Genomic DNA, 21,093 nt, shown 5'->3' on the forward strand with positions numbered 1-21,093 from the left:
CCTTACTGCGCATTACCCTACATCTTGCGCAACTGGTTGAAATACGTTTTAACCGATAAAAGGCAATTAACAATGACAATCTCCTCTGTATTACGTACCAAAGATAAAATAGGTTACGGCCTGGGTGATATGGCCAGCGCGCTGGTCTGGCAAACGGCTACCTTATTTCTGGCATATTTCTATACGGATGTATTTGGCCTGCCCGCCGCGATCATGGGTACCATGTTTCTGGTGGTGCGCGTGGTGGATGCCTTTGTCGACCCGTGCATTGGCGCGCTGGTGGATCGCACCCAGACCCGGCACGGGCGTTTCCGTCCGTGGCTGCTGTGGTTCGCCATTCCGTTTGGCGTAAGCTGTCTGATTACTTTTTATGTCCCCGATGTCGGGCCAACGGCGAAAATTGCCTATGCCTGTGTGACTTACACCTTGCTGAGCCTGATCTATTCCGCGATTAATGTGCCGTACTGCGCGATGCCGGGTGCCCTGACGATGGACCCGCGCGAGCGCCATTCCCTGCAATCCTGGCGTTTCGGACTGTCCTTTATTGGCGGCCTGATCGTCACGGTCATCGCCCTGCCGCTGGTCTCCCATTTAGGCCAGGGAAATGTGCAGAAAGGCTATTTCTATGCCATGAGTCTAATGGGCCTGTTAGGCATTATCTTATTCTTCATCTGCTTCTTTATGACCCGCGAGCGTTATTCTCCGCGTAATGATACCTCCGGCTCGATGCTCACGGATTTAAAATTACTGGCCGCCAACAGCCAATGGCGCATTGTTTTTGTGTTTAATATTTTACTGCTGACGGCAGTCGTCACACGCGGCTCCGCCACGATGTATTACGTCAATTATGTGCTGCTACGCCCGGATTTAGTCTTTGCCTTTATCGTTTCCGGAATGGTGGCCTCTTTAAGCGGAGCCTTATTATCTGAACGGTTATTGGGTAAATTTGACCGGGTGCGTGCCTATCAGTGGACGATTATTTCCTTTGTGATATTTGGCGCGTTGATTTTCTTCCTGCCGCCGACGCAAATCTGGCTGATTTTCGGCCTGAACATCATCTTTAGCTTTATCCAGAACCTCACCACGCCGCTGCAGTGGACCATGTTCTCGGATGTGGTGGATTACGAAGAGCACCGCAGTGGTCGCCGTCTGGACGGGCTGGTCTTTTCCACTGCGCTGTTCGCCATTAAATTCGGCCTCGCCCTCGGCGGTGCGGTTGTCGGTTGGGTACTGGGAATCGTGAGTTATGTCCCCGGGCAGGCAATTCAAAGCCCGCAGGTACTGACCACGATCAACGCGCTGTTCACCCTGATCCCGTGCGTGCTGTTTATCGCCATGGTGGTGCTGCTCGCCATTTACAAACTGAACAGCCGCCTGGTGGATTCCATCGCACAAGAGCTTGCCCGCAAGCGCGAAGCGCGCACTGATGCGGGGCAAACCAGCCCGGCATTTCATTCTGCTACACAGGAGTAAAACATGACTGCCATCTACAAGGATGCGGGATATCCCGTGCAAGAGCGTGTCGCCGATCTGCTGGCACGTATGACCCCGGAAGAGAAATTCGCGCAGATGCATGCCTACTGGCTGGTTCTGGATGAGGACGGCAATCACCGTGAGCGCAGCGATCTTAGCGACGAATTTGCAGGCGTGAGCGAACAGGCGGCATTGAGCGAGCGGCTCAAACTGGGCGTCGGACAAATTACCCGTCCGCTGGGGACGCACATTGTGGATGCGCACACCGGCGTGCGCGCGGCAAACCGTCTGCAGCGGATGATGATGGAAGAGACTCGGCTGGGGATCCCCGCGCTGTTCCATGAGGAGTGCCTGGTCGGCCTGCTGTGTAAAGACGCGACGCTGTTTCCCTCCTCCCTCAACTACGGTTCGACCTGGGACCCGGAGCTGGTGAAGCGTGCGGCACAGCAGATCGGCGCAGAGGCGCGCTCGGTGGGCTGTCAGCAGGGGCTGGCCCCGGTGCTGGATGTCTCTCGCGACGTGCGATGGGGGCGTACCGAAGAGACCTTCGGTGAAGACCCGTGGCTGGTCGGGGTCATGGCGACCGCGTATGTCGACGGATTGCAGGGCGAAAAACGCGATCTGCTGGCGACCCTCAAACACTATGTCGGCCACTCTTTCAGCGAGGGGGCGCGTAACCATGCCCCGGTGCATCTCGGTTTTTGCGAGCTGAATGATACGTTCCTGCTGCCGTTTGAAATGGCGGTAAAACTGGCCAACGCCGGTTCCGTGATGCCGGCCTATCATGATATCGACAATCAGCCCGGCCACAGCGATGCCTTCTTGCTCACCACGGTGCTACGCGAGCAGTGGGGATTCGACGGGATTGTGGTGGCCGACTATGGCGGTGTCAGCCTGTTGCATCAGCATCATGGCATTTCCCACGATGCGGCGGAGTCTGCGGCGCTGGCGTTCAACGCCGGGCTGGACGTCGAGCTGCCGAAAGACGACTGCGCTCGTCATCTGGCGGATGCCGTGAAGCGTGGGCTGATTTCGATGGATAAGATCGATGAAATTGTCGCGCGTGTGCTGAGCGAAAAATTCCGCCTCGGTCTGTTTGAGCAGCCGTATGCGCGCGAAGAGAATATCGATCTGCAAAATGCGCAAACCCGACAGGTGGCGCGCGACGTGGCAACCCGCTCGCTGACGCTGCTGGAGAACAACGGCGTACTGCCGCTTGCGGGTAAACCGCGTGTGGCTGTGGTAGGGCCAACCGCAGACGATCCGCTGGCGCTGCTGAGCGGCTACAGCTTCCCGGTGCATCTGATCATCAGCGATATGGTGGAAGAGACGTCGCAGGTAACCACACCGCTTGCCGCGCTGAAACACTATCTGGGCGATGCCCAGGTGCGTTACGCCAAAGGCTGCCACATCATTGAGCACCGCATGGCGGGTGCGCCGGTGTTCCCAGGCGACAGCGGCGGCAAACCGATGCAGCAATCGCCGGTGTCATTCGATACCCGTCTGATTCCACAGGCGGTACGGGCGGCGCAGGACAGCGATATCGTCATCGCCTGCGTGGGCGATCTGGCGGGATTATTCCAGAGCGGTACCGTGGGTGAAGGCTCCGACACCGACAGCCTGAACCTGCCCGGCGTGCAGCAACAACTGCTGGAAGCGCTGGTGGAAACCGGTAAGCCGGTCGTGGTGGTGATGACGGGCGGGCGTCCGTACAACCTGCAGGGGCTGGAAGACAAGGTCGCGGCGCTGCTGCTGGCCTGGGCACCAGGACAGGAGGGCGGCTGGGCGATTGCCGATGTGCTGACCGGGCGCGCGGAACCGCAGGGACGGCTGGTGGTGAGTGTTCCGAAAAGTGCGGGTGCGATGCCGTACTATTACAATCACAAGCTGAAAAGCGGCGGTACGCCGTTCGCCTTCCACTTTGGCTCGCGCTATCCCTTCGGTTTTGGTCTCGGCTGGACGACATTTTCCTGCGATGCACTGCGTTTAGCGAAAACGTCTGTCCCGGTCGAGGGCGAGGTGACGCTGAGCGTGACGGTGCAAAACAGCGGCGAGCGTAGCGGTAGCGAAGTGGTGCAGGTCTATGTGCGCGACCGCGTGGCCTCGATGGTGCGACCGTTACAGGAGCTTAAAGCCTTCCAGCGCGTCACGCTCTCACCGGGTGAAAAGGCGACGCTCACCTTCAGCCTGCCGGTGGATATGTTTAATTTCACCCGCCGCGACGGTAAAAGAGTGGTAGAGCCAGGCGAGTTTGAGCTGCAGGTCGGGCTGTCCTCAGCGGATATTCGCGCTGCGGTGACGGTAAATGTCACTGGCGAGACGCGGGTATTGCCGGAGAAGTGGCGGATGCTGAGTTCGTGTGAAATCGAACGAGCGTAAAAACGAGCGTAAGCAGGGCAAAAAAAAGCCCATCGTGGGAGATGGGCAAAGACTACACACAGCAATTCGTTGTTTCACTCAGGGGATTTCCATGCTTATAAATCAATGCGTTGATTCATAACCGTGACTTAATAGTAGGACATGCGACGTTTTAGCGTCGATCAGATTCGTCTCAATAGTTTAAGAACTATGAAGATTTAGCGCGAGGCGAGACCAGACGAAGCGGGCTGAACCTGAGAAAAGTCTTAATAAAGATTAGGCGTGCTTAAGTGTCAGGCGAGTGACTTCGCCTGACGATACATTACGGGTTGTTCTTGCCGTCAAGCTCTTCGAGATTATGCAGCGCCACTTCAGGGTCGGTGCCTGGCGGTGGAATTTCATGCACCCACGCGGAGAACAGACGCCAGGTCACGGCCAGCAGCACAGGGCCAATAAACAGCCCAATCATCCCAAAGGCAATCAACCCGCCGATGACGCCGGAGAGGATCAGAATCAACGGCAAATCCGCGCCCATACGAATGAGCATCGGACGGATGACGTTATCCATGGTGCCCACCACGCAGCTCCACACCAGCAGCACCGTACCCCAGGTTGTATCACCGCTCCAGTAGAGCCAGATAATGCATGGGACCAGCACCAGCAACGGGCCAAGCTGGACCAGACAGGTGAGGATCATGATGACGGTTAAAATGGTCGCGTACGGCACGCCGCTTATCGCCAGACCAATCCCGCCAAGTAGCGCCTGCACCAGCGCTGTGACAACCACACCCAACGCCACCGCACGAACCGCCTGGGCTGCCAGCAGCACCGCCGCGTCACCGCGTGTCCCTGCGAGACGGGTCGCAAAATGACGTACGCCCTGTGCCACCTGCTCACCGCGCCAGTAGAGCAGGGCGCTGAAAAGCAGCATCAGGGTACAGTGCATCATAAAGTGGCCGATATTGGCCGCCTGGGCGATAAACCAGGTGGTCGTGGTGCCGACGTATGGGCGAACTTTCGCCATGATCGCGCTGCCGCCCATCTCCAGCAGACTGTGCCAGCCGCTGTAGAGCTTCGCGCCGACCAGCGGAATGCTGTTAAGCCACGCCAGATCTGGCACGGTCATCTCACCGCTGGTGATCCCACGAATCACCGGCCCGCTGGTATCGACAAGGCTGTTAATCAGGAGCGCAATCGGAATGATAAAGACCAGAAACAGCAGCAGCGTCATCACCAGAACGGCGGGAGTACGACGACCAAAAAACAGTTTCTGCAGACGTAATAACAGTGGCCAGGTGGCAACGACCACCGTACCTGCCCACGCAAAACCGAGGACGAAGGGGCGAACTATCCATAGACACGCAACAATTATGATGGCTAAAAACAGCACCGACAGCAGTATTTGCGCAACGTCCCTGGGCTGACGAGAAGTGACCATAAATGAAATTTACCTTACATGAAGACCAGACCGGCTGGCCGAAACAGAAAATCGCATCCCTTAATCATTAGTGATTTCAGCGATTTTTGACAGGCGAATTCTGCCCGTAAAACTGATGGGCGTATAAGAAAAAAATGTGATACAACAATTCAAACACAACGCAAACGATTATCCCCGTCATAATTCGCGCACTTGCGGCCTTGTCGCATCGCGGATTATCGAGAGGGCAACAACACTATTTAGGGTCTTCCGTAATGATCCCATTGATTTCTCAGGCACCTGGCGTCGTTCAGCTGGTGCTGACTTATTTGCAAGCACTGGAGCAACAGGGTTTTACAGGTGATACCGCCACCAATTATGCCGACAGGCTGACGATGGCGACCGACAACAGTATCTATCAGTTACTTCCCGATGCCGTCGTTTTCCCCCGTTCCACCGCCGATGTGGCGTTGCTTTCCCGTCTGGCCGCGCAGGAGCGTTTTGCGTCGCTGGTCTTCACCCCGCGCGGTGGCGGGACAGGCACCAATGGGCAGGCCCTGAATCAGGGCATCATCATTGATATGTCGCGCTATATGAACCGTATCATTGAGGTCAACCCGGAAGAGGGCTGGGTGCGCGTCGAAGCGGGGGTGATTAAAGATCAGCTCAATCAGTTCCTGAAACCCTACGGCTACTTCTTTGCTCCGGAATTATCCACCAGCAATCGCGCCACGCTGGGCGGGATGATCAATACGGATGCCTCCGGCCAGGGGTCACTGGTGTACGGTAAAACGTCCGATCACGTCCTGGGCGTGCGCGCGGTGCTGCTGGGCGGGGACATTCTCGACACCCAGGCGATTCCGGTGCAGCTGGCTGAAACCCTTGGGCAGGACAACACGGCGGTCGGGCGCATTTATCGCAGCGTGCTCGAAAGCTGTCGCGATAACCGCCAGCTGATTGTCGATAAATTCCCGAAACTGAACCGCTTCCTGACGGGCTACGATCTGCGCCACGTCTTTAATGACGATCTGAGCGAGTTCGATCTCACCCGTATTCTGACCGGCTCGGAAGGCACCCTGGCCTTTATCACCGAAGCCCGTCTGGATATCACCCGGCTGCCGAAGGTGCGCCGCCTGGTGAACGTCAAATACAACTCCTTCGATGCGGCGCTGCGCAACGCGCCCTTTATGGTCGAGGCGCGCGCCCTGTCGGTGGAAACCGTCGACTCGAAAGTGCTCAATCTGGCGCGGGAAGATATCGTCTGGCATTCGGTCAGCGAGCTGATCACCGATGTGCCTGATAAAGAGATGCTGGGCCTGAACATTGTTGAATTTGCTGGCGATGATGCGGAGCTTATCGACTCACAGGTGCAGATGCTCCGTACCCGACTCGACGAACTGATCGCGCAGGGCGAGGGCGGCGTGATTGGCTGGCAGCTGTGCAACGATCTCTCGGGCATTGAGCGCATTTACGCGATGCGTAAAAAAGCGGTCGGCCTGCTGGGGAATGCGAAAGGTGCGGCCAAACCGATTCCGTTTGCCGAAGATACCTGCGTGCCGCCGGAACATCTGGCGGATTACATTGTGGAGTTCCGCGCGTTACTCGACAGCCACGGCCTGAGCTACGGCATGTTTGGTCACGTGGATGCCGGTGTGCTCCATGTGCGTCCGGCGCTGGATATGTGCGACCCGCAGCAGGAGATGCTGATGAAGCAGATCTCCGACGACGTGGTCGCGCTGACGGCAAAATACGGCGGCCTGCTGTGGGGCGAGCACGGGAAAGGTTTCCGCGCCCAGTACAGCCCGGCGTTCTTCGGCGAGCAGCTGTACGGCGAACTGCGCAAAATCAAAGCGGCGTTTGACCCGAATAACCGCCTGAATCCAGGCAAAATCTGTCCGCCTGCGGGTGTGGACGATCCGATGATGCAGGTCGACGCGGTGAAGCGCGGCACGTATGACCGCCAGATCCCGATCGCGGTGCGTTCCTCCTGGCGCGGGGCGATGGAGTGTAACGGCAACGGTCTGTGCTTTAACTTCGACGTGAAAAGCCCGATGTGCCCGTCGATGAAAATCACCAGCAACCGCATTCATTCTCCGAAAGGGCGAGCGACGCTGGTGCGCGAGTGGCTGCGATTGCTGGCCGATCGCGGCGTGGACCCGCTGAAACTCGAAAGCGATCTACCGGAAAAACGCGCCAGCCTGCGCACGCTGATTGAGCGTTCCAGGAACAGCTGGCACGCCAGTAAAGGTGAGTATGATTTTTCCCATGAAGTGAAAGAGGCGATGTCCGGCTGCCTGGCGTGTAAAGCCTGCTCGACGCAATGTCCGATCAAGATCGACGTGCCGGAGTTCCGCTCGCGCTTCCTGCAGCTGTATCACTCCCGCTATCTGCGCCCGGTGCGCGATCACCTGGTGGCGACGGTCGAAAGCTACGCCCCGCTGATGGCGCGCGCGCCGAAGACGTTCAACTTCTTTATCAATCAGCCGCTGGTGCGCAAACTTTCCGAAAAACATATCGGCATGGTCGATCTGCCGCTGCTCTCCACGCCTTCTCTGCAACGCCAGCTGGTGGGCCACCGTTCGGCCAATATGACGCTGGAACAGCTGGAGGCCCTGAGCGACGAGCAAAAAGCGAAAACCGTGCTGGTGGTGCAGGACCCGTTTACCAGCTACTACGAGGCGCAGGTGGTGGCCGATTTCGTGCGGCTGGTGGAGCGCGTCGGCTATCAGCCGGTGGTGCTGCCATTCTCGCCGAACGGTAAAGCGCAGCACATTAAAGGGTTCCTGACGCGCTTTGCGAAAACGGCGCAGAAAACGTCGGACTTTTTGAACCGTATCGCGCAGCTGGGCATGCCGATGGTGGGCGTCGATCCCGCGCTGGTGCTCTGTTATCGCGATGAGTACAAACAGACTCTGGGCGACAAGCGCGGGGATTTCAGCGTTATGCTGGTGCATGAATGGCTGCCTGCGGCGCTGCACTCTGCCGAGACAAAAGAGGTCAGCGGTGAAGCCTGGTATCTCTTTGGACACTGCACGGAAGTGACCGCGCTGCCGGGTGCGCCTGCGCAATGGGCCTCTATTTTTGCCCGCTTTGGCGCGAAGCTGGAAAACGTCAGCGTCGGCTGCTGCGGGATGGCCGGGACCTACGGCCATGAAGTGAAAAACCACGCGAATTCGCTGGGTATCTACGAGTTGTCATGGCATCAGGCCATGCAGCGTTTGCCGCGAAACCGCTGTCTGGCGACGGGTTACTCCTGTCGCAGCCAGGTGAAACGCGTTGAAGGAAGCGGCGTTCGCCATCCATTGCAGGCTTTACTGGAGATTATGGGATGATCTGGAAACGTACCGTGACGCTTGAGGTGCTCAATGCCATGGGCGAAGGGAATATGGTCGGGTTGCTCGATATTCAGTTTACCCGTATCGGCGAAGACGTCCTTGAAGCCACCATGCCGGTGGACAGCCGTACGCATCAACCGTTTGGCCTGCTGCATGGCGGCGCGTCCGTGGTGCTGGCGGAGACGCTGGGATCGGTGGCGGGTTACCTCTGTACCGACGGGGAGCAAAAGGTGGTGGGGCTGGAAGTGAATGCTAACCACATTCGCTCCGTGCGCAGCGGGCGCGTGCGCGGCGTCTGTCGCGCGCTCCATGCGGGCGGTCGTCATCAGGTGTGGCAAATCGATATTTTCGACGAGCAGGAGAGGCTGTGCTGTTCGTCGCGCCTGACGACGGCGGTGGTTTAAATAAAGGTAAACATCCTTGAGGAATTGTTTTTGGTCAAAAATTGGTCAGTCAGACGTGCTATACTGGTCAGGTTTTGTACATAGAGAGGATGTTATGGATACCGAAATGAGTCCCACCCAACTGGCAGTAGAGTTTTTACGCCGCGATAAGAGCAACCTGTCCCCGGCGCAGTACCTGAAAAAGCTGAAACAGCTTGAACTGGAGTTTGCCGACCTGCTCGCGCTCTCTTCAAACGAACTGAAAGAAGAGATCTACTTTGCCTGGCGGTTAGGCGTTCACGTCCATTAATACTCCCGCTTGTTTAAAAAGGCCGCTCATGCGGCCTTTTTTGTTTTTATCCGTTGAGCGATCGGGTGGCTAAACGTTCACCGCGTCAATCAACCGGGTTTTCATCGACTGATAGGCAGAGGCGGCATAATCTTCCGCCCAGCGCTGATCGTCGATGGCCTCCAGTTTAACCGCGCAGTACTTGGTTTCCGGCGTTTTCGACGTCGGGTCCAGATTATCCTGAGTCAGTTCGTTACAGGCTCCGATCCACCACTGGTAAGTCATGTACACCGCGCCCGGATTAATGCGCTCGCTGACGTTCGCCCGGGTGATCACTTTCCCGCGACGCGAACGCACCCACACCAGCTGTCCGTCTCTTACCCCCAGCGCGTCGGCATCCACCGGATTCATCTGCACCCGACCCGGCTCATCGGCCAGGCTTTGCAGCGCGGCGCAATTGCCGGTCATCGAACGGCAGGAGTAGTGGCCGACTTCGCGTACTGTACACAGCACTAACGGATAGTCTGCGTCCGGCACTTCTGCAGGCGCGCGCCACGGAGCGGCAAACAGCTGGCCTTTACCGTTGGGCGTATCGAACTGATTGTCTTTGTACAGGTAGGGCGTGCCGGGGTGATCCAGCGTCGGACATGGCCATTGCACGTGGCCCATCTCGCCCATTTTTTCGTAGGTGACGCCGAAGAACAGCGGGCAGAGTTCGCGCATTTCGTCCCAAATCTGCTGGTTGGAGTCGTAATGCATCGGATAGCCCATCGCGCTGGCAAGCAGGCTGATGATCTCCCAGTCGCGTTTCACGTTGCCGCTGGCCTCGATTGCTTTACCGAAGCGCTGGAAGCCGCGGTCTGCACAGGTAAACACGCCGCCGTGCTCACCCCAGGAGGTCGCAGGTAACAGCACATCGGCGACTTCGGCGGTTTTGGTCATGAAGATGTCCTGCACCACCACGAAATCGAGCGCCTCAAAGCCGCGACGCACCAGGCCCAGATCGGCTTCGGTCTGGAGCGGGTCTTCCCCCATGATGTAGTAGGCTTTGATTTTGCCTTCCAGCGCCAGGTGCGGCACTTCGGTGATGCGTGTGCCGACCTGGTCGTCCATGGTGTTGACGTCAATCCCCCAGGCGTCAGCAAACTTCGCGCGCACGGCGGCATCCGTCACGTCCTGATAGCCAGGGAACATGTTCGGCAGCACGCCCATATCGCACGCGCCCTGTACGTTGTTTTGCCCGCGAACCGGGCCGACGCCGACGGCAGGGCGGCCGAGATTGCCGGTCAACAGCGCCAGGCTCGACAGGCCTTTCACCACATCCACGGCCTGGCCGAACTGGGTCACGCCCATGCCCCACATCACCGTGGCAGACGGCGCGGCGGCGAAGGTGCGCATCGCCTGACGCACGTCGCGCGCCGGGATACCGGTCAGATGTTCGACCTTCTCAGGCGCGTAATCCGCAACGATTTTACGATAGGCGTCGAGGCCATCGGTGAAGCGCGCGACGTAGTTTTTGTCGTACAACTCCTCTTCGAGCAGAACGTAGCCAAAGGCATTGACCAGCGCCATATTGCTGCCGTTGTTGAGCTGCAAATGCTGATCGGCGATGCGCGCAGTTTCAATGCGACGCGGATCGCAGACGATGATTTTGGCACCGTTTTGTCGGGCTTTGAGCACCCGACGGGCGACGATCGGGTGCGAATCGGCGCAGTTATAGCCGAACACCAGCAGACATGCTGAGTTCTCGATATCGTTTATGGAGTTACTCATTGCGCCGTTGCCGAGCGTCTCCTGCAAACCGGCCACTGACGGGCCGTGGCAGACGCGGGCGCAGCAATCCACGTTATTGGTGTTAAGCACACCGCGCGCAAACTTCTGCATCACGTAGTTGGTTTCGTTGCCAGTACCGCGTGACGATCCGGTCGTCATGATCGCGCGTGGGCCGTGCTGCTCTTTGATGGCTTTCAGTTTGCTGGCGGTGTAGCGGATCGCCTCTTCCCAGGTGACAGGGGTGAATTTGTCTCCTTTGTTATAGCGGATCATCGGCTGGGTGAGGCGAGGGGTGAGCAGACGGGTATCGTTGAGAAAGTCCCAGCCGTAAAAGCCTTTCAGGCACAAGGTGCCCTGGTTGGTGACGCCTTCAGCGGCTTCGGCACGGAGGATACGGTTGTTTTCTACAACGAGATTTAATTTACAGCCTGCGCCACAGTAGGGGCAGATGCTTGCGATTTTTTTCATCAATAACAGACCTGTTAAGAAATGAATTAAGGTATTGCGGAGGTCCGCAATACCAGCATGCGATTCAATATGTTGAATGTGCGTCATCTGACATTACCGCTTAGCAGGTTCTGTGCCAGATTTCATTTCATTGATTTAACAGGAGTTGTTTGGTTTTGAGCGCCTGGCTCGACATGACATTCGACAAAAGTGTCGACAAAAGAAAAGGCCAGTGAGAAACGCAGCAGGGTGCGACGCTCTTCTGGCCTTCGGGGACGAAATCGTTTTTTTAGATATCGTCCATGGTATAGCCAACCACGATTTCGAGGGTTTTGCGGATCACGTCTGCCATCACCACATCGTCAGTGGTTTCAAGGGCGTTAATCAGCCACAGGATAATGGCTTTGTTGGTCAGATGCCCTTCTGACGCCATGATACAGCTCACCGCAGAGGCGAAAAGCGCGGATTCATCGGCCAGTCTGTCGCCTGCATTACGGAAATATTCAGACAGCGCGGTATCATGAAAACCAGTATACGCAGCGGGTTGAACTTGAATATTTTGTCTCATTTATTCTCACCGTAAGGGTTATTGATCGGTTGCTGTTAGTGTATGTTTTTTGAACCGCTGGGCTTGCCATCGCCAAACAGCGGGAAAACATTATCGCTTTGCTCGCTTTTTAGACCGTTCAGATCCCTCTGAGGGCGGGCTCTCTTACGTTGTGCGAACGGCGTACCGCTGGCGCTGATTTCGGCTATCACCGCCGCGAGGGCTTCGCGACGGCGAGGGTCGGCCTCACTCGCCTCCATGTCCCGCAGTCTCCGTACGAGAGACTGCTTGCTGACAGGGCCGTGCTCTTTCAGAAGAGATAAAACCGCCTCTCCAATTAATTCATCTGTTAATTGCTCTATTTCACTTCTGTTCATAACTGCATCTCTGATTGCCGCAGGGTGACGTCACGCCGTGCGGCATTAAGTCAGATCCCCTTTTAAGGGGGTCTGCTGAAGATTGCCAGGTCTTTTTGTGCCTGAAACGTTCCTTCGTCAGAATTGACTTAAAAACCAGGTGATCTGTTAAATGGGTTTGCTATTGGATCTCAACGATCAAATAGCAAACCAATCAATGCATGGTAGTGGCTCTCTTCTTCTGGACCGGACGCCTTATCAAGACGGCTGAGTAACTTGGTGCACAGGTTTTTGCGATTCAAATGACGGCCATCGCTCAGGATCTCTACTACGATCTGTCCCAGGGTTTCTTGCTGAGTAGGTAGCGCAGCTTTCTCGAAGTACTGGACAATCGCATTACCGCTATCGGGAATGTAGCTGTTCTGACGCATGTATCACTCCTGTAAAATTAAGTAGTCAGCTAAGTTACGATTTAAGTTATACGTTTTTTAAAAAGTTGTACATTTTTGATGTACAGTTTTTTACCTTAATTTTAAGCAAAAAGTGCTATTTGTTTTTTATCAGTAAGTTACAATGTGTTTGATTCGATATCAGTACAGAATATATTGTACAAGATGTTTCACTCTGAAATTTCTGTACAAACGCGCGGGGAGGCGGTGGAATCCGGCTGAACTGTTTGAAATGTGAATTATTTGTTAATCAATTAATGTGGTATAACAATGACCTGACCCTCGCGACACGCCGCGGGGGTAACCCTTCTACTCACCAGGACGACTATGCTCACGACAATAATTTACCGCAGCCATCTCTGCGAAAACGTTCCGGTGAAAGCGCTGGAAGAGATGGTCGCGGGAGCGAACATTAAAAACGGGGAATCCGACGTCACCGGGATTTTACTGTTTAATGGAACGCACTTTTTCCAGCTGCTGGAAGGGCCGGAAGAGAGCGTTTTCCGCATTTACGCCGACATTTGCAAAGACCCGCGCCACTACAATCTGGTGGAGCTGCTGTGCGATTACGCGCCGTCGCGACGCTTTGGCAAAGCAGGAATGGAGCTGTTTGATTTACGCACTTATGATCGCCAGGAAGTGCTCCAGAAGGTGCTTGATAAAGGGACAACCAAGTACCAGCTGACCTACAACGATCGCGCATTGCAGTTCTTCCGTACCTTCGTTGAAGCGACGGAAAAAGCCAACTACTACGAAATTCCTGACGGCGATAGCTGGGACTTTATCCCGGACGACGATGTTGCACCGGCAGAACCCCTGACGCTCGACGCATCGGCTGATTGCGGCTTTGCCTTTCAGCCGATTGTCGATCCCTTTGCCCGGGAACTGGTCTCCTATGAGGCCCTGATCCGCACCGCTGACGGCGGCTCTCCGGATGCCTACTTCAATAAATTCTCTGGCAACGAGATTTACGAGGCGGATCTGCAGAGTAAGAAAGTGGCGTTTGCCATGGCCGGCAAGTTACGCCTGCAGGAGCAGGCCTTATCCGTCAACCTGCTGCCAATGACGCTGGTAAATGTGCCGGGCGCGGTGGGATTTCTGTTAAATGAGATTGAAGCCAACGGTCTGGTGCCGGAGCAGATTGTGGTCGAGTTCACCGAGAGCGAAGTGATTTCGCGCTTTGATGAATTTAAAGACGCCGTCCGGCAGCTCAAAAGTGCCGGTATCAGCGTGGCAATCGATCACTTTGGCGCGGGTTTCGCCGGGCTATTACTGCTGGCACAGTTCCAGCCAGACCGAATCAAGATTAATCGCGATCTGGTGGCGGATGTCCATCGCAGCGGCCCGAGACAGGCGATTATTCAGGCCATCATCAAATGCTGTACATCCCTTGAAATCCTGGTGTGTGCCGTGGGTGTCGAAAAGGCGGAAGAGTGGATGTGGCTTGAGTCAGCGGGGATGTCCCAGTTCCAGGGACATCTGTTTGCCAGCCCGCGTTTTGGCGGGATTCCAGCCGTGGCGTGGCCGGAGAAAAAATAGGGATAGCGTCGTAAAGGTTGTACAAATCAGACCAGGTACACGTCATCTTGTACAAAATCGACTTGTACCCTGGTCAATTGTTAGTTATACAATCAGGTTATACAATCTGCTAAAGTTGATCAGGTTTGGTATGGAAGTATTGCGTTTAAGCATGAGGGAGTTAATGGCCTTATACAGTATCGGCGAAGTCGCCGAACGATGCGGAATCAACCCCGTCACACTGCGCGCCTGGCAGCGACGCTACGGTTTGTTGAAGCCGCAGCGCAGTGAAGGGGGCCATCGTCAGTTTGACGAAGAGGATATCCAGCGCATCGAGGAGATTAAACGCCTCATGAAAACCGGCATTTCGGTTGGCAAGGTAAAGGCGTTACTGGAAGTCGGCGTTCCTCTGGTGGACAGCAACTGGATCTCTCTTCAGGAAGAGATGATGACGGTGCTGCGGTTTGCCAGTCCCGCGAAACTGCGACTTAAAATTTCTGAATTCCGTCGCGACCACGCCATAGAAGTTCTCATCGATCACATTTTCATTCCGGTTCGTCAGCGTTTAAGCCTGGATCACAACACCGCTCGACACATGTCCAGCCTGCTGGATGGGGTGCTGATCGATTTCATTGCGATGCTTCTGGCTGAAGCGCGCAAAAAACCGGGCAACGAAGCGTTGCTGATTGGGTGGGATACGGACGATCGTACGCGTTTATGGCTGGAAGCCGGGCGCCTGTCGCAGCAGGGCTGGCATATTGATGTGCTGGCTGAGCCGATCGACTCGCCGAAACCCGAGCTGTTCCCGGGGCAAAAAATATTTGTCTGGACGGGCCATGCGCCGTCAATGCGTCAGCAGGAGCAGTTAGATCACTGGCGGGAACAAGGTTTTTCCGTCTCATTTATCAACGGCTAATCGCCTGACAAGACTAAAAAGGCCCTTTCGGGCCTGTCATATTTGCTGCTTATTCGCGGCTTATTTCCTGCCGACCAATAAACCGATGATCAGCCCGATTGCGCCTGCCGCCATCAGCCCGGTCAATGGATTATCACGAACTTTGTCAGAGACCTCTGAAGCGACGTCTGATGCTTGTGCTGCGTATTTGCGTGCGGCGCCTTTCAGCTGATGTTTCGGTGAATCAACCGCATCGCCAAACTGGGACTGCGCTTCGCCTGCAAATTCATCGGCTTTGTTCAGGGCTTTTTTCGCCAGGCGATCGGCTTCATTCTCAAAATCATGTGATGACATACTTATCTCCTTTTGGTGTCACATAAAGTTTAGTCCCTTATCCCTGACGCGCTGATGATTCGGTGTTTTCCTGGAATGCCCTGTTTGCGTAAATCACAGAACGCCCTGATTTTCGGGTAGTCGTTTGATTCTGAAGATTTTCTAAAACCGATTAAATAAATAGGTATTCCCGATACATATTTTCCCCTTGCGCTGTTCTCACGGTTTTAGCCCATCAAATGCGTTATACATCAAAGCATTAAACAATTTTTTCATAGGCTAATAACCTGCGTCGCAGGGTCTATGCTTAATAAAAGTAGCCAAAAAGGGCGGTTTAGCCGAAAGCCCCTGCTGTCAGGGGGTTGAAGTGATAATCGTTATCACTAACATGGTGTAATGCCCCTGGTGGCTTAACAGATGAGGTGGACCTATGGAATTGCATTCAGAAACCTTTAATCCCGCTGATTTTGCCTGGCGTGGTTTGACGCTGACGCCCACGGCGGCGGCGCATATTCACGAGCTGATAGCGAAGAAGCCGGATATTGTGGGCTTGCGTCTCGGCGTTAAACAGACTGGCTGCGCCGGATTCGGCTACGTGCTGGACACGGTGAGCGTGCCCGAAAAAGACGATCTGGTGTTCGAAACCGACGGGGCGAAGCTGTTTGTCGCACTGCAGGCGATGCCGTTTATCGATGGCACCGAAGTCGATTACGTGCGCGAAGGCTTAAACCAGTTATTCAAATTCAATAACCCGAAAGCGCAGAATGAATGCGGCTGCGGCGAAAGCTTTGGGGTATAGGCGGTACTATGTCTCGTAATACTGAAGCAACTGACGATGTGAACACCTGGAGTGGCGGGCACCTCAACTATAAAGAGGGCTTTTTCACCCACCTGCAAACGGACGAACTGGCGAAAGGCATCAACGAAGAGGTGGTGCGCGCGATTTCGGCCAAACGTAATGAGCCGGAGTGGATGCTCGAGTTTCGCCTGAGCGCGTTTCGCGCCTGGCTGGAAATGGAAGAACCCCACTGGCTGAAAGCACATTACGAAAAGCTCAACTATCAGGACTACAGCTACTACTCCGCGCCATCCTGCGGCAGCTGTGATGACACCTGCGCGTCTCAGCCGGGTGCCGTACAGCAGACGGGTGCCAACACGTTCCTGAGCAAAGAGGTGGAAGAGGCCTTCGAGCAGCTCGGTGTGCCGGTGCGCGAAGGACGTGAAGTGGCCGTCGACGCCATTTTTGACTCCGTTTCCGTTGCCACCACCTACCGAGGCAAGCTGGCCGAGCAGGGCATTATCTTCTGCTCCTTTGGCGAAGCCATTCACGATCACCCGGAACTGGTGAAGAAATACATCGGTACCGTGGTGCCGAGCAACGATAACTTCTTTGCGGCGCTGAACGCGGCGGTCGCCTCCGACGGCACCTTTATCTATGTGCCGAAAGGCGTGCGTTGTCCGATGGAGCTGTCGACCTATTTCCGCATCAACGCGGAAAAAACCGGCCAGTTCGAGCGCACCATTCTGGTGGCCGACGAAGGCAGCTACGTGAGCTATATCGAAGGGTGTTCTGCGCCCGTGCGCGACAGCTATCAGCTGCACGCGGCGGTGGTTGAGGTGATCATTCACAAAGACGCCGAAGTGAAATACTCCACGGTGCAAAACTGGTTCCCTGGTGACGGTAATACGGGCGGCATCCTGAACTTCGTGACCAAGCGCGCCCTGTGCGAAGGTGAAAACAGTAAAATGTCCTGGACCCAGTCCGAGACCGGTTCGGCGATCACCTGGAAATACCCGAGCTGTATTCTGCGCGGCGATAACTCGATCGGTGAGTTCTACTCCGTGGCGCTCACCAGCGGCCATCAGCAGGCCGATACCGGGACCAAGATGATCCACATCGGTAAAAACACCAAATCGACGATTATTTCGAAAGGCATCTCCGCCGGGCACAGCCAGAACAGCTATCGCGGCCTGGTGAAAATCATGCCGACGGCAACCAACGCCCGTAACTTCACCCAGTGTGATTCGATGCTGATCGGCACCGACTGCGGGGCGCACACCTTCCCGTACGTGGAGTGTCGCAACAACAGCGCCCAGCTTGAGCACGAGGCCACCACTTCGCGCATCGGCGAAGACCAGCTGTTCTACTGCCTGCAGCGCGGGATCAGCGAAGAAGATGCGATTTCGATGATTGTGAACGGCTTCTGCAAGGACGTGTTCTCTGAGCTGCCGCTGGAATTTGCCGTAGAAGCACAAAAATTACTCGCGATTAGCCTTGAGCACAGCGTCGGTTAAGGAAAAAACATGTTAAGCATTAAAGATTTACAGGTCAGTGTGGAAGATAAAGCGATCCTGCGTGGGCTGAATATTGACGTCCGTCCGGGTGAAGTGCACGCCATTATGGGGCCAAACGGCTCCGGGAAAAGTACGCTCTCCGCGACGCTGGCCGGGCGTGAAGATTATGAAGTGGTCGGCGGGTCCGTCGAGTTTAAGGGCAAAGATCTGCTGGAACTCTCCCCGGAAGATCGCGCCGGTGAAGGCATCTTTATGGCCTTCCAGTATCCGGTCGAAATCCCGGGCGTCAGCAACCAGTTCTTCCTGCAAACCTCCCTCAACGCGGTGCGTAAATACCGTGGAGAAGAGGAGCTGGACCGCTTTGACTTTCAGGATCTGATGGAAGAGAAGATCAAACTGCTGAAAATGCCGGAAGATTTGCTGACCCGTTCTGTGAACGTCGGCTTCTCCGGTGGCGAGAAAAAACGCAACGATATCCTGCAGATGGCGGTGCTGGAGCCGGAGCTGTGTATTCTGGATGAAACGGACTCCGGTCTGGACATTGATGCGCTGAAAATTGTTGCCGACGGCGTGAACTCCCTGCGCGACGGCAAACGCTCGTTCATTATCGTCACCCACTATCAGCGCATTCTTGACTACATCAAACCGGATTACGTCCACGTGCTGTATCAGGGCCGCATCGTTAAATCCGGCGATTTTACTCTGGTCAAACAACTGGAGGAGCAGGGCTATGGCTGGCTTACCGAACAGCAGTAACGCACTGCAGCAGTGGCATCGCCTGTTTGAAACCCAGGGCGAAACGCGATCTGAACAGGCGCAACAGCACCTGCAGCAGATGCTGCGTCTCGGTCTGCCGACGCGCAAACACGAAAACTGGAAGTACACGCCGCTGGACGGCTTGCTCAACAGTCAGTTTGTCACGCGTCTGGCGGATGTCACGCCAGCCCAGCGCGATGCGCTGGCGCTGAATATTGACGCCGTACGTCTGGTGTTTGTTGATGGGCGTTATAACCCGGAACTGAGCGACAGCACTGAGGGCAGCGGGTTTGACGTTGAGATCAATGACCAGCGCCAGTCTCTGCCTGCGCCGGTGCAGCCTGAAGTGTTCCTGCATCTGACCGAAAGCCTGGCGTCAGGCGTGACGCATGTCAGCGTGAAGCGTAATCAGCGTCCGGCGAAACCGCTGCTGCTGTTGCACATCACGCAGGGGCTGGAGGGCGAAGAGGTGAATACGGCCCACTATCGTCATCATCTCGACCTGGCTGAGGGGGCGGAAGCGACCCTCATTGAGCATTACGTCAGCCTGAATGAGACCAGACACTTTACCGGCGCGCGCCTGACGATGAACGTGGCGGCCAATGCCCAGCTGCATCACATCAAGCTGGCGTTTGAAAACCCGGTGAGCCATCACTTTGCCCACAACGACATGCTGATTGGCCCGGATGCGGCGGCGTACAGCCACAGCTTCCTGCTCGGCGGGGCGGTGCTGCGCCACAACACCAGCACGCAGCTTAACGGCGAGAACACCACGTTGCGCATGAACAGCCTGGCGATGCCGGTGAAGTCGGAAGTGTGCGATACCCGTACCTGGCTTGAGCACAACAAAGGCTACTGTAACAGTCGCCAGATGCATAAAGTCATCGCCAATGACAAAGGGCGGGCGGTGTTTAACGGCCTGATTAACGTGGCGCAACACGCCATCAAAACCGACGGGCAGATGACGAACAACAATCTGCTGCTGGGCCGTCTGGCGGAAGTCGACACCAAGCCGCAGCTCGAAATTTATGCCGATGACGTCAAGTGCAGCCACGGGGCGACGGTTGGACGTATCGACGATGAACAGATGTTCTATCTGCGCTCGCGTGGTATCAACAAGCAGGCGGCGCAGAAGATGATCATCTACGCGTTCGCCGCGGAGCTGACGGAAGCGCTGCGCGATGAAACCCTGAAACAGCAGGTGCTGGCACGCATTGGTCAGCGTTTGCCAGGAGGCGAAGCATGAGTTTTCCCGTAGAGAAAGTGCGGGCGGATTTTCCCGTCCTGACCCGTGAAGTGAACGGTCTGCCGCTTGCCTATCTCGACAGCGCGGCCAGCGCGCAGAAGCCTAATCAGGTGATCGACGCCGAGGCGGAGTTTTATCGCCACGGCTATGCGGCGGTGCATCGCGGTATTCATACCCTTAGCGCCGAAGCGACGCAGCGGATGGAAAACGTGCGCACGCAGCTTGCGACCTTCCTCAACGCCCGTTCACCGGAAGAGCTGGTATTCGTGCGCGGCACCACCGAAGGCATCAATCTGGTGGCCAACAGCTGGGGCAGTGCGCAGGTGCATGCGGGTGACAACATCATCATCACCCAGATGGAGCATCACGCCAATATCGTGCCGTGGCAGATGCTCTGCGAGCGTGTGGGGGCACAACTGCGCGTGATCCCGCTCAATCAGGACGGGACGTTGCAGCTGGCGCTGCTGGATACCCTGCTCGACGACCGTACGCGGCTGGTGGCGCTTACCCAGATTTCCAACGTGCTTGGCACCGAGAACCCGGTGGCCGAGATCATCGCCAAAGCGCATCAGGCCGGTGCGAAAGTGCTGGTGGATGGCGCGCAGGCGGTCATGCATCACGCTACCGACGTACAGGCGCTGGACTGCGATTTTTACGTCTTCTCCGGCCACAAACTGTATGGTCCGACCGGGATTGGCGTGCTGTACGTGAAAGAGGATATCCTGCAGGCGATGCCGCCATGGGAAGGGGGCGGGTCGATGATCGCCACCGTCAGCCTGACGCAGGGCACGACCTACGCTAAAGCGCCGTGGCGCTTTGAGGCCGGGACGCCGAACACGGGCGGAATTATCGGACTGGGTGCGGCAGTTGAGTACGTATCAGCGATTGGGCTGGATGCGATTGCCGAGTACGAACAGACGCTGATGCGCTATGCGCTGGCAGAGCTGGCCAGCGTGCCGGATCTGACGCTCTACGGACCAGATTCGCGCAAAGGGGTTATTGCCTTTAATCTGGGTCAACATCACGCCTACGACGTGGGGAGTTTCCTGGATAACTACGGCGTGGCCGTGCGCACCGGGCACCACTGCGCGATGCCGCTGATGGCGTTTTACCAGGTCCCGGCCATGTGCCGTGCGTCGCTGGTGATGTATAACACAACGGAAGAGATCGACAGGCTGGTGACAGGACTGAAACGTATCCATCACCTGCTGGGCTAAGAGAGG

18 protein-coding genes and 1 other RNA gene are annotated in these 21,093 nt (G+C 56.1%); 12 read left to right on the forward strand and 7 right to left on the reverse strand.

All coding sequences use genetic code 11. The annotated features are described in order from the left end of the window. Positions 1-72: 72 nt before the first annotated feature. Positions 73-1,473 carry an MFS transporter gene (locus tag C0560_RS09130; RefSeq protein WP_123428990.1) on the forward strand — a complete coding sequence of 467 codons (1,401 nt, stop codon included), beginning with the start codon at positions 73-75 and terminating at the stop codon, positions 1,471-1,473. Between the two features lie 3 nt (positions 1,474-1,476). Beyond that, the gene (locus tag C0560_RS09135) at positions 1,477-3,852 is read left to right on the forward strand and encodes a glycoside hydrolase family 3 N-terminal domain-containing protein (RefSeq protein ID WP_248860065.1); all 2,376 of its coding nucleotides are present in this window, start codon (positions 1,477-1,479) and stop codon (positions 3,850-3,852) included. A 17-nt stretch (positions 3,853-3,869) separates the two neighbouring features. On the opposite strand, the gene rprA is transcribed toward C0560_RS09135, so the two are convergent. Next, an RNA gene (gene rprA, locus C0560_RS09140) (antisense sRNA RprA) lies at positions 3,870-3,977 on the reverse strand. 176 nt (positions 3,978-4,153) lie between these two features. Then, positions 4,154-5,269, reverse strand: a complete 1,116-nt coding sequence (gene ydiK / locus C0560_RS09145; protein ID WP_100780457.1) for an AI-2E family transporter YdiK — start codon at positions 5,267-5,269, stop codon at positions 4,154-4,156. Between the two features lie 254 nt (positions 5,270-5,523). On the opposite strand from ydiK, the gene C0560_RS09150 reads away from it, so the two are divergent. The 3 genes from C0560_RS09150 to C0560_RS09160 all read left to right on the forward strand — a co-directional run bounded on the left by C0560_RS09150 (position 5,524) and on the right by C0560_RS09160 (position 9,276). Further along, positions 5,524-8,580 (forward strand): FAD-binding and (Fe-S)-binding domain-containing protein, encoded by a 3,057-nt coding sequence (locus tag C0560_RS09150; protein ID WP_248860066.1) that lies wholly within the window; start codon positions 5,524-5,526, stop codon positions 8,578-8,580. Beyond that, positions 8,577-8,987, forward strand: a complete 411-nt coding sequence (gene menI, locus C0560_RS09155; RefSeq protein ID WP_100780455.1) for a 1,4-dihydroxy-2-naphthoyl-CoA hydrolase — start codon at positions 8,577-8,579, stop codon at positions 8,985-8,987. The genes C0560_RS09150 and menI overlap by 4 nt, the downstream gene beginning before the upstream one ends. Positions 8,988-9,081: 94 nt before the next feature. Then, a complete protein-coding gene (locus tag C0560_RS09160) occupies positions 9,082-9,276 on the forward strand; it encodes a YdiH family protein (protein WP_100780454.1) in 195 nt (64 codons plus the stop codon). Positions 9,277-9,345: 69 nt separating this feature from the next. Here the strand turns inward: C0560_RS09160 and fdhF are convergent, their stop codons facing one another. The 4 genes from fdhF to ycgZ all read right to left on the reverse strand — a co-directional run bounded on the left by fdhF (position 9,346) and on the right by ycgZ (position 12,809). Next, a complete protein-coding gene (gene fdhF, locus C0560_RS09165; protein ID WP_248860068.1) occupies positions 9,346-11,496 on the reverse strand; it encodes a formate dehydrogenase subunit alpha in 2,151 nt (716 codons plus the stop codon). 268 nt (positions 11,497-11,764) lie between these two features. Continuing rightward, positions 11,765-12,043: a biofilm development regulator YmgB/AriR family protein gene (locus tag C0560_RS09170; RefSeq protein WP_100780452.1), complete on the reverse strand. Its 279-nt coding sequence runs from the start codon at positions 12,041-12,043 to the stop codon at positions 11,765-11,767. A 35-nt stretch (positions 12,044-12,078) separates the two neighbouring features. Next, a complete protein-coding gene (locus C0560_RS09175) occupies positions 12,079-12,399 on the reverse strand; it encodes a hypothetical protein (protein ID WP_100780451.1) in 321 nt (106 codons plus the stop codon). A 170-nt stretch (positions 12,400-12,569) separates the two neighbouring features. Continuing rightward, the gene (gene ycgZ, locus C0560_RS09180; RefSeq protein WP_100780450.1) at positions 12,570-12,809 is read right to left on the reverse strand and encodes a regulatory protein YcgZ; all 240 of its coding nucleotides are present in this window, start codon (positions 12,807-12,809) and stop codon (positions 12,570-12,572) included. A 345-nt stretch (positions 12,810-13,154) separates the two neighbouring features. On the opposite strand from ycgZ, the gene C0560_RS09185 reads away from it, so the two are divergent. Beyond that, positions 13,155-14,366, forward strand: coding sequence for a diguanylate phosphodiesterase (locus C0560_RS09185; protein WP_248860070.1), 1,212 nt, complete (start codon positions 13,155-13,157; stop codon positions 14,364-14,366). Positions 14,367-14,529: 163 nt separating this feature from the next. Then, the gene (locus tag C0560_RS09190) at positions 14,530-15,261 is read left to right on the forward strand and encodes a MerR family transcriptional regulator (RefSeq protein ID WP_100780448.1); all 732 of its coding nucleotides are present in this window, start codon (positions 14,530-14,532) and stop codon (positions 15,259-15,261) included. 60 nt (positions 15,262-15,321) lie between these two features. Here C0560_RS09190 and C0560_RS09195 read toward each other — a convergent pair whose 3' ends face one another. Next, a complete protein-coding gene (locus C0560_RS09195; protein WP_102103529.1) occupies positions 15,322-15,594 on the reverse strand; it encodes a YqjD family protein in 273 nt (90 codons plus the stop codon). Between the two features lie 409 nt (positions 15,595-16,003). On the opposite strand from C0560_RS09195, the gene sufA reads away from it, so the two are divergent. The 5 genes from sufA to sufS are packed head-to-tail and all read left to right on the forward strand — an operon-like array spanning position 16,004 to position 21,087. Beyond that, a complete protein-coding gene (gene sufA, locus C0560_RS09200; RefSeq protein WP_095281754.1) occupies positions 16,004-16,372 on the forward strand; it encodes a Fe-S cluster assembly scaffold SufA in 369 nt (122 codons plus the stop codon). An 8-nt stretch (positions 16,373-16,380) separates the two neighbouring features. Beyond that, complete coding sequence (gene sufB, locus C0560_RS09205) at positions 16,381-17,868, forward strand: Fe-S cluster assembly protein SufB (RefSeq protein ID WP_100780446.1); 1,488 nt, start codon at positions 16,381-16,383, stop codon at positions 17,866-17,868. 9 nt (positions 17,869-17,877) lie between these two features. After that, positions 17,878-18,624, forward strand: a complete 747-nt coding sequence (gene sufC / locus C0560_RS09210; RefSeq protein ID WP_095281756.1) for a Fe-S cluster assembly ATPase SufC — start codon at positions 17,878-17,880, stop codon at positions 18,622-18,624. Then, on the forward strand, positions 18,599-19,870 hold the full coding sequence (gene sufD / locus C0560_RS09215) for a Fe-S cluster assembly protein SufD (RefSeq protein WP_248860072.1): 1,272 nt from the start codon (positions 18,599-18,601) through the stop codon (positions 19,868-19,870). The genes sufC and sufD overlap by 26 nt, the downstream gene beginning before the upstream one ends. Then, the gene (gene sufS, locus C0560_RS09220) at positions 19,867-21,087 is read left to right on the forward strand and encodes a cysteine desulfurase SufS (RefSeq protein ID WP_248860073.1); all 1,221 of its coding nucleotides are present in this window, start codon (positions 19,867-19,869) and stop codon (positions 21,085-21,087) included. The genes sufD and sufS overlap by 4 nt, the downstream gene beginning before the upstream one ends. Positions 21,088-21,093: the final 6 nt, after the last annotated feature.

Origin of the sequence: Lelliottia sp. AC1 (assembly GCF_023278595.1) — a bacterium.
Taxonomy (GTDB): Bacteria; Pseudomonadota; Gammaproteobacteria; order Enterobacterales; family Enterobacteriaceae; genus Enterobacter; species Enterobacter nimipressuralis.

What these genes read in the sequence shown, in the direction of transcription:
- C0560_RS09130 (WP_123428990.1), top strand. Translation starts at nt 73, where the DNA reads ATGACAATCTCCTCTGTATTACGTACCAAAGATAAAATAGGTTACGGC.
- C0560_RS09135 (WP_248860065.1), top strand. Translation starts at nt 1,477, where the DNA reads ATGACTGCCATCTACAAGGATGCGGGATATCCCGTGCAAGAGCGTGTC.
- ydiK (WP_100780457.1), bottom strand. Translation starts at nt 5,269, where the DNA reads ATGGTCACTTCTCGTCAGCCCAGGGACGTTGCGCAAATACTGCTGTCG.
- C0560_RS09150 (WP_248860066.1), top strand. Translation starts at nt 5,524, where the DNA reads ATGATCCCATTGATTTCTCAGGCACCTGGCGTCGTTCAGCTGGTGCTG.
- menI (WP_100780455.1), top strand. Translation starts at nt 8,577, where the DNA reads ATGATCTGGAAACGTACCGTGACGCTTGAGGTGCTCAATGCCATGGGC.
- C0560_RS09160 (WP_100780454.1), top strand. Translation starts at nt 9,082, where the DNA reads ATGGATACCGAAATGAGTCCCACCCAACTGGCAGTAGAGTTTTTACGC.
- fdhF (WP_248860068.1), bottom strand. Translation starts at nt 11,496, where the DNA reads ATGAAAAAAATCGCAAGCATCTGCCCCTACTGTGGCGCAGGCTGTAAA.
- C0560_RS09170 (WP_100780452.1), bottom strand. Translation starts at nt 12,043, where the DNA reads ATGAGACAAAATATTCAAGTTCAACCCGCTGCGTATACTGGTTTTCAT.
- C0560_RS09175 (WP_100780451.1), bottom strand. Translation starts at nt 12,399, where the DNA reads ATGAACAGAAGTGAAATAGAGCAATTAACAGATGAATTAATTGGAGAG.
- ycgZ (WP_100780450.1), bottom strand. Translation starts at nt 12,809, where the DNA reads ATGCGTCAGAACAGCTACATTCCCGATAGCGGTAATGCGATTGTCCAG.
- C0560_RS09185 (WP_248860070.1), top strand. Translation starts at nt 13,155, where the DNA reads ATGCTCACGACAATAATTTACCGCAGCCATCTCTGCGAAAACGTTCCG.
- C0560_RS09190 (WP_100780448.1), top strand. Translation starts at nt 14,530, where the DNA reads ATGGCCTTATACAGTATCGGCGAAGTCGCCGAACGATGCGGAATCAAC.
- C0560_RS09195 (WP_102103529.1), bottom strand. Translation starts at nt 15,594, where the DNA reads ATGTCATCACATGATTTTGAGAATGAAGCCGATCGCCTGGCGAAAAAA.
- sufA (WP_095281754.1), top strand. Translation starts at nt 16,004, where the DNA reads ATGGAATTGCATTCAGAAACCTTTAATCCCGCTGATTTTGCCTGGCGT.
- sufB (WP_100780446.1), top strand. Translation starts at nt 16,381, where the DNA reads ATGTCTCGTAATACTGAAGCAACTGACGATGTGAACACCTGGAGTGGC.
- sufC (WP_095281756.1), top strand. Translation starts at nt 17,878, where the DNA reads ATGTTAAGCATTAAAGATTTACAGGTCAGTGTGGAAGATAAAGCGATC.
- sufD (WP_248860072.1), top strand. Translation starts at nt 18,599, where the DNA reads ATGGCTGGCTTACCGAACAGCAGTAACGCACTGCAGCAGTGGCATCGC.
- sufS (WP_248860073.1), top strand. Translation starts at nt 19,867, where the DNA reads ATGAGTTTTCCCGTAGAGAAAGTGCGGGCGGATTTTCCCGTCCTGACC.